This is a genomic window from Occallatibacter sp. (assembly GCF_049802275.1).
Classification (GTDB): domain Bacteria; phylum Acidobacteriota; class Terriglobia; order Terriglobales; family Acidobacteriaceae; genus Telmatobacter.
The window spans coordinates 1-6,063 of sequence record NZ_JBARMD010000395.1; the positions used below are offsets into that span (position 1 = coordinate 1).

Below are 6,063 nucleotides of genomic sequence, written 5' to 3' on the forward strand. Positions count from 1 at the left end.
AGGTGCAGCGTCATCAGGTGCTGCAGTGTCTCCGCCTGGATCAGCGGCACATCGCCGGAAAGAACAATGATGTGTTCGTACGCTGAGATCGCTTGGCGCGCGCACTGAATTGCGTGCCCCGTTCCGCGCTGCTCTGTCTGTTCGATGAATTGCACGCGGCTTCCAGACATTGCTTCGCGCACGCTCTCCGCCTGGTGTCCAACGATTGCAAAAATATCCTCGTTTTCTGCCAGCCGGCCGGCGGTTGCGATCACATGGCTCAAGAGAGGCTTGCCGCCGACCTCGTGAAGTACCTTCGGCCGGCGTGACTTCAGCCGTGTGCCTTTGCCGGCCGCCATGATCACCACGGCCAGCTTTGGAGCAGACTGCGCTGCCTTGCTCGATCCCTCGCTCACTGTTGTCCTTCCGCTCCGCCGCTCTTGCCGCCCGGCGCGCCGGGAATGGTGATGTCGATCTTGTGTACCGGCCCCATCTTGAGATCATCCAGTCCCGGCTTGATCTCAGGACCATTGCCGACCACCAGTACCGCGTACTTGTCGGGATGAATGTACTTCTTCGCGGCAGCATTCAAATCGGCGACGGTAACTTTCTCCAGCGCAGCCTTGTAGGTCTCAAGATAGTCCGCTGGGTATCCGTAGAACTCCAGACGCACTCGCTCCGCAAGCACCTTGTCCTTGGTGTCATACCGGAACAGGAACGAATTCAGAATATTGTCCTTGGCGCGTTTCAGTTCTTCCTCAGTGAACGGCTGCGTCGTCAACCCATCCATCACCTTGTAGGTTTGCTGAATAGCGTCCACGGTTGTTGCGCTCTGCGTCAGCACCACGGCCTGGAAAGTGGCCGGATGATCCCAGCCAAACCCCAGTCCTCCGCCAACTTCGTATGCGAGCCCAAGCTGCGTGCGCACTTTTTGAAACAGCCTGCTCGCAAACCCACCCGCAAACGCGTCATTCATCATCGCAACGCTGGGAACATCAGGATTGCGGCGCTCGATTCCGAGGCCCACGATCATCACTTGCGACTGGTTCACGTCTTCCTTGTTGATGAAATAGACGCCCGGCGTTGGGCCATGAAACACCTCATGCCGCACCGGATTTGGCTTGGCCTGCGGCAACCCCTCGAACGTGGCGCGCAGTTTTGCTTCCATCGCGGCGGAATCAAAGTCGCCGCTGATGCTGATGATCAGCTTGCCGCCAAGACTGCGGTCATGCCAAGCCTGCAGATCCGCAATCGTGACTCTCCCAATCGTTGCCAACTCCGGCTGCCGCGTATATGGGCTGTCGGCTCCGTACACCAGCTTCGCCGCTTCGCGCCCGGCAATCTGGCTTTCCTCATCATTACGGCGCACGATGCCGGTCGCTTCCTGTTGCTGCGCGAGCCGTAGCTTTTGCTCATCAAATTTTGGATGGAACAAAAGATCCATCGCCAGGCCATAGACCTGGTCTGTGTCCGCTTTCAGCGAATCCCACGAGACTGCGGTCGAGTCATCGTCTCCGCCGGTTTCAATGTGCGCGGCCTTTGACTCCAGCAGGTCGTCCATCGCATCGCCGTCCATCTTCGCGGTGCCGCTGGTGCGCCACGTCTGGCCATAAAGTCCAATCAATCCGGTTTTCGCTGGATCTTCATCGCGTGATCCGCCCGGTATCAGCACGGAACCGGAGACAAATGGAAGCTCATGATCTTCCTGCAGGAACAGCACAATGCCATTCTTCAGCGCAATCCGCTTTGGCTGCTGCGGTTTGAACTCGTGCAGCGGCGGAATCGGAATCTTCTCCCATGGTTTGTTCTGCTGTGCCGGCGAAACACCCGCAATCAGCAAAAACGAAAATGCGACAAAAAAGGCGCGAGCCAGAGCGTGCTTAGACAATCTGAATCGATCCCTGACCACTGACCACTGACCACTGTTCTTCACTGTGCGCCTCCGTCGTTCTTTGCGGGTGCAGCGGGAGCTTGCGTGTCGATTTGAGCCGACGTGCGGTTTGAGGCGACGAATACCTGGTTGGCGACACGCCGAATATCGGCCTTGGTCACCTTGTCCACGCGATCCAGTTGTTTGAAAAGCTCACGCCAGTCTCCATAGCGCGTCTGGTATTCCGCCAGCGAATTAGCCAGGCCCTGGTTATCGGCAAGCCCGCGCAACAGATCCGCCCGCGCCCGGGTCTTATACATGGCAAGCTCCGCATCTGTAACATCTGCGGTCTTCAGCTTCTCAATTTCCTTGTGGATCGCGGTCGCCATCTCCGCATTGGTATGGCCCGGTAGCGGCACGGCTCCAAATGTGAAGAGACTGGGGTACTTTACGCCAGGGAAATTACCGAAGCCCGCTGCCTCAGCGGCAATCTGCTGGTCGCGCACCATGCTGCGATACATGCGTGAGACCCGTCCATTCGACAGAATGTCGCTGATCGCGTCATACACCGCATCGTCAGGGCTGCGATAGCTGGGGCGATGATACGACTCAACGTAAATCGGCTGACTGGGGTCTTTGATGACGACTGACTTTTCCGCAAATTGCTTTGGTTCGACTGTCGTCAAGTCCAGCGGCTTCGGTCCGCCGGGAACCTTGCTGAAATATTTCTCCAGGATCGGCATTGCATCGGCGGCCTTCACGTCACCCACCACCGCGATCACGATGTTTGATCCAACGTAGTACTTCTGGTGAAAGTTCATTGCCTCCGTTGCCGTGATCTGGCTGACCTCGCTGGGCCAGCCCACGCCGCTGCGGCCGTAGTTGTGCGCGACATAAGCTGTTGCCGCCAACTGCTCGAGAAGCCGGCCGATGGGGTTGGAGTCGGTGCGCATGCGGCGTTCTTCCAGCACCACAGACCGTTCCTTGTAGAACTCGCGCGGAACCGTGTTGGCCAGCCGGCTGCTCTCAAGCCATGCCCACAGCTCCAGGCGATTCTCGGGCATCGACCAGAAGTACATCGTCTCGTCCAGCCCTGTCTGTGCGTTCAGGCCGTTCGCGCCGTTGCGCACCGCTACATCCGTGAACTGGTTGGGAATCACGTATTTTTCAGCGTCCGCTTGCGCGGCAGCAAAGGCTTTCTTCAGCTCGTCGAGCTTCTTGGGATCACTGCCCAGGGGATTGAGCGCCTCAGCCTCGAGCGCGCGTTCAGAGGCTTCAACTCGGTCGAGAGCCACCTTTTCCGCAGCGTAGTCCGTGGTGCCAATCTGGTCGGTGCCCTTGAAGGCGAGATGCTCAAACATATGTGCCAGCCCGCTCTGGCCCATCGGGTCATCTACGTCGCCCGCATCCACAAAGGTTACGTAGCTGAAGACCGGCGCTTCCGGCCTCTCGCAGATCAGGATCGTGAGTCCATTGGGCAGCACTTTGGTCGTGATCCGCTGCTCGAAACTCTTCAGATCCTGGGCTATTCCGGTCCCGCAGACCAAAAACATGGCCGCAAAAACGGCCGCAAATGCGAGCCGTCCCGGCAAGTTCCTTTGCATCTTTGCTCCTCCGAGCGGGGCGCGAACGCACGTACCCCTGTTCCAAAGCTATTTGCTGTACTTGGACGCGTCAAACAGCGATTCGCGTGAACTGTTGCCCGCCCGCTGCGTATTATCTCTGAACGGATGAGGTCCGCGTATGCGACGGTGGCTGTTTCGTCTCTTTTCCCTGCTATTGATCCTTTTTGTTGTTGCCGGCGCCGCAGTCTGGCTCATTGAATTCTATCCCCGCCACGGGTCGCATCCGCCGCTCAAACTGGCCAGGGGAACGTTGGCGATTGAACATGCGAGGATTTACACCTCGCCCAATGATCCCCCCATTGAAGACGGCACCGTGCTGGTCCGCGACGGCCTCATCGCGGCGGTAGGGAATCAGGTTGTCGTTCCCAGCGACGCCACCATAGTGCCTTGTGATCATTGCGTCGTAACCGCCGGCTTCTGGAATGCCCACGTCCATTTCACCGAGCCCAAGTGGTCGATGGCCAATTGGAAATCCGCTGCCACGCTTAACCCGCAGCTTGCCGACATGTTCCTCAGCCGCGGATTCACCACCGTCATCGATCTCGCTTCCAATCCCGCTGACACTTTCTCCATCCGCCGCCGCATCGAAAAAGGCGAACTGACCGGTCCCTACATCTACACGGCGGGAACTCCGGTGTACCCGCCCCATGGCGTGCCCTTTTATATCCGTGAGACCGCTCCGGAATGGATAGTTGCGATGCTGCCGCAGCCCGATACACCCGCGGATGCAACCCGCATCGTCCGCCGCAACCTGGCGTCAGGCGCTGACCTCACCAAGCTCTTCACGGGCTCGTGGATCGCGCGCGGACACGTGCTGCCCATGCCGGTGAATATTGCCCGGGCAGCCGTCACCGAGTCGCACCTCAACGGCAAACTCGTCTTCGCCCATCCCTCCAACCTCGCCGGTGTGCAGGTGGCCATCGACAGCGGTGTGGACGTGCTGGCCCACGCCGCCGACGACACCCGTGGCGTGGATGCGAAGCTGCTGAGTTCCGCCATCAGCAAAAACATGGCCATGATCCCCACCCTCAAGATGTTTGCTTCCACCGTGACTACCGACTCGCATTACATGGACCCCATCTGCGCCGAGGTGCAGCAATTTCATCAGCTCGGGGGCACCCTCATCTTCGGAACCGACGTCGGCTACATGTCCGACTACACCACCGAGGGGGAATTCGTGGAGCTCGGCAAGAGCGGCCTCGATTGGAAGACCGTGCTGGCCATGTTGACCACGAATCCCGCCGCCCGCATGGGCGTCTCCGACAGTAAAGGAACCGTGACCCCAGGCAAGCTGGCCGACCTCACGATCCTCGACGCCGACCCCGCAACCGATCTGACAAATTTCTCCCACGTTCGCGCCGTAATCCGGTCGGGAGGATTGATTTGGCAGCGCTAACTACCTCCAGCTGTGCCCCATTCATCCCAGCTTCATCGCGGTGAGTGGGTTCGGTTACATGTCCTATACTGATAACTGCGCTTCCGGCGGTCCTGCTTGCCGGAAGTCTTGTTTTTCTGAGGGTTTTGCTTTGAGCACGAACCAAAAATCCGCCGCAGCAGAGCATCGCCGCATTCGTTCCACAACCGTAATCTGCGTGCGCCGCAACGGAGTGGTGGTTATGGCCTCCGATGGACAAGTCACCATGGCAGACCACGTACTCAAGCATTCTGCGAAAAAGATTCGCCGCCTGTATCAAGACAAGATCCTCGCCGGCTTTGCCGGATCGACTGCCGATGCCTTCAACCTTTTCACGCGCTTCGAGACCAAGCTGGAGCAATACGCCGGCAACCTCAACCGCGCCGCCGTGGAACTCGCCAAGGACTGGCGCACCGACAAGATGCTGCGCAACCTCGAAGCTCTGCTCGTAGTAGCCGACCAGGGCCAGACTTTCCTTCTCTCCGGCTCTGGCGACGTGATCGATCCCGATGAGCCCATCGCCGCCATCGGCTCGGGCGGAAGTTTCGCTACCGCTGCCGCGCGCGCTCTCATGGAGAACACCGACCTCGATGCCCACGAGATTGCCGCCAAGGCCATGAAGATTGCCGCCGACATTTGCATCTATACCAACGACAGAATCACCTTCGAGGAGTTGAAGGGCTAGGCGCCCCCACCCATGGCCATCTACCTTCCCGCATCCGCCGAAGAACAAGACATCGCGCTCGACGAACTGACTCCGCGAGAAATTGTCGCCGAGCTTGACAAACATGTCGTAGGCCAGCGCCCGGCCAAGCGCGCCGTGGCCATTGCGCTGCGCAATCGCCAGCGACGCCAGAAGCTCCCGCCCGACATCGCCGACGACATCATGCCTAAGAACATCATCATGATCGGGCCCACTGGCGTAGGCAAAACTGAAATCGCGCGCCGCCTCGCCAAGCTCACCAATTCGCCGTTCCTGAAAGTCGAAGCCTCCAAATTCACCGAGGTTGGCTACGTAGGCCGCGACGTCGAATCCATGATCCGCGATCTCGTCGAGATCGCTATCGACATGGTGCGAGAAGAACGCCTCGAAGAAGTCGAGGACAAGGCGGAGATGAACGCCGAAGAACGCCTTCTCGATATTCTGCTGCCTCCGCCCCCGTCCACGCCGCAAT

The 6,063-nt window shown here is 59.0% G+C and carries 6 protein-coding genes; 3 read left to right on the forward strand and 3 right to left on the reverse strand.

Annotated features, from left to right (window positions below; genetic code table 11):
- The 3 genes from WA354_RS13795 to WA354_RS13805 all read right to left on the reverse strand — a co-directional run.
- On the reverse strand, positions 1-395 hold a 395-nt coding region (locus WA354_RS13795), incomplete at its 3' end, for an NTP transferase domain-containing protein (RefSeq protein WP_472813593.1).
- On the reverse strand, positions 392-1,867 hold the full coding sequence (locus tag WA354_RS13800; RefSeq protein WP_472813594.1) for a M16 family metallopeptidase: 1,476 nt from the start codon (positions 1,865-1,867) through the stop codon (positions 392-394). The genes WA354_RS13800 and WA354_RS13795, both read right to left, overlap by 4 nt.
- 41 nt (positions 1,868-1,908) lie before the next feature.
- Positions 1,909-3,453 carry a M16 family metallopeptidase gene (locus tag WA354_RS13805; protein ID WP_472813595.1) on the reverse strand — a complete coding sequence of 515 codons (1,545 nt, stop codon included), beginning with the start codon at positions 3,451-3,453 and terminating at the stop codon, positions 1,909-1,911.
- Positions 3,454-3,592: 139 nt separating this feature from the next.
- Between WA354_RS13805 and WA354_RS13810 the strand changes: the two genes are divergently transcribed.
- From WA354_RS13810 to WA354_RS13820, 3 genes are all read left to right on the forward strand, one after another.
- Positions 3,593-4,870 carry an amidohydrolase family protein gene (locus WA354_RS13810; protein WP_472813596.1) on the forward strand — a complete coding sequence of 426 codons (1,278 nt, stop codon included), beginning with the start codon at positions 3,593-3,595 and terminating at the stop codon, positions 4,868-4,870.
- Positions 4,871-5,000: 130 nt separating this feature from the next.
- A complete protein-coding gene (gene hslV / locus WA354_RS13815) occupies positions 5,001-5,573 on the forward strand; it encodes an ATP-dependent protease subunit HslV (RefSeq protein ID WP_472813597.1) in 573 nt (190 codons plus the stop codon).
- A 12-nt stretch (positions 5,574-5,585) separates the two neighbouring features.
- On the forward strand, positions 5,586-6,063 hold a 478-nt coding region (locus tag WA354_RS13820), incomplete at its 3' end, for an AAA family ATPase (protein ID WP_472813598.1).

Excerpts from the sequence above, each read along its gene's own strand:
- WA354_RS13805 (WP_472813595.1), bottom strand. The coding sequence starts at position 3,453 with ATGCAAAGGAACTTGCCGGGACGGCTCGCATTTGCGGCCGTTTTTGCG.
- WA354_RS13810 (WP_472813596.1), top strand. The coding sequence starts at position 3,593 with ATGCGACGGTGGCTGTTTCGTCTCTTTTCCCTGCTATTGATCCTTTTT.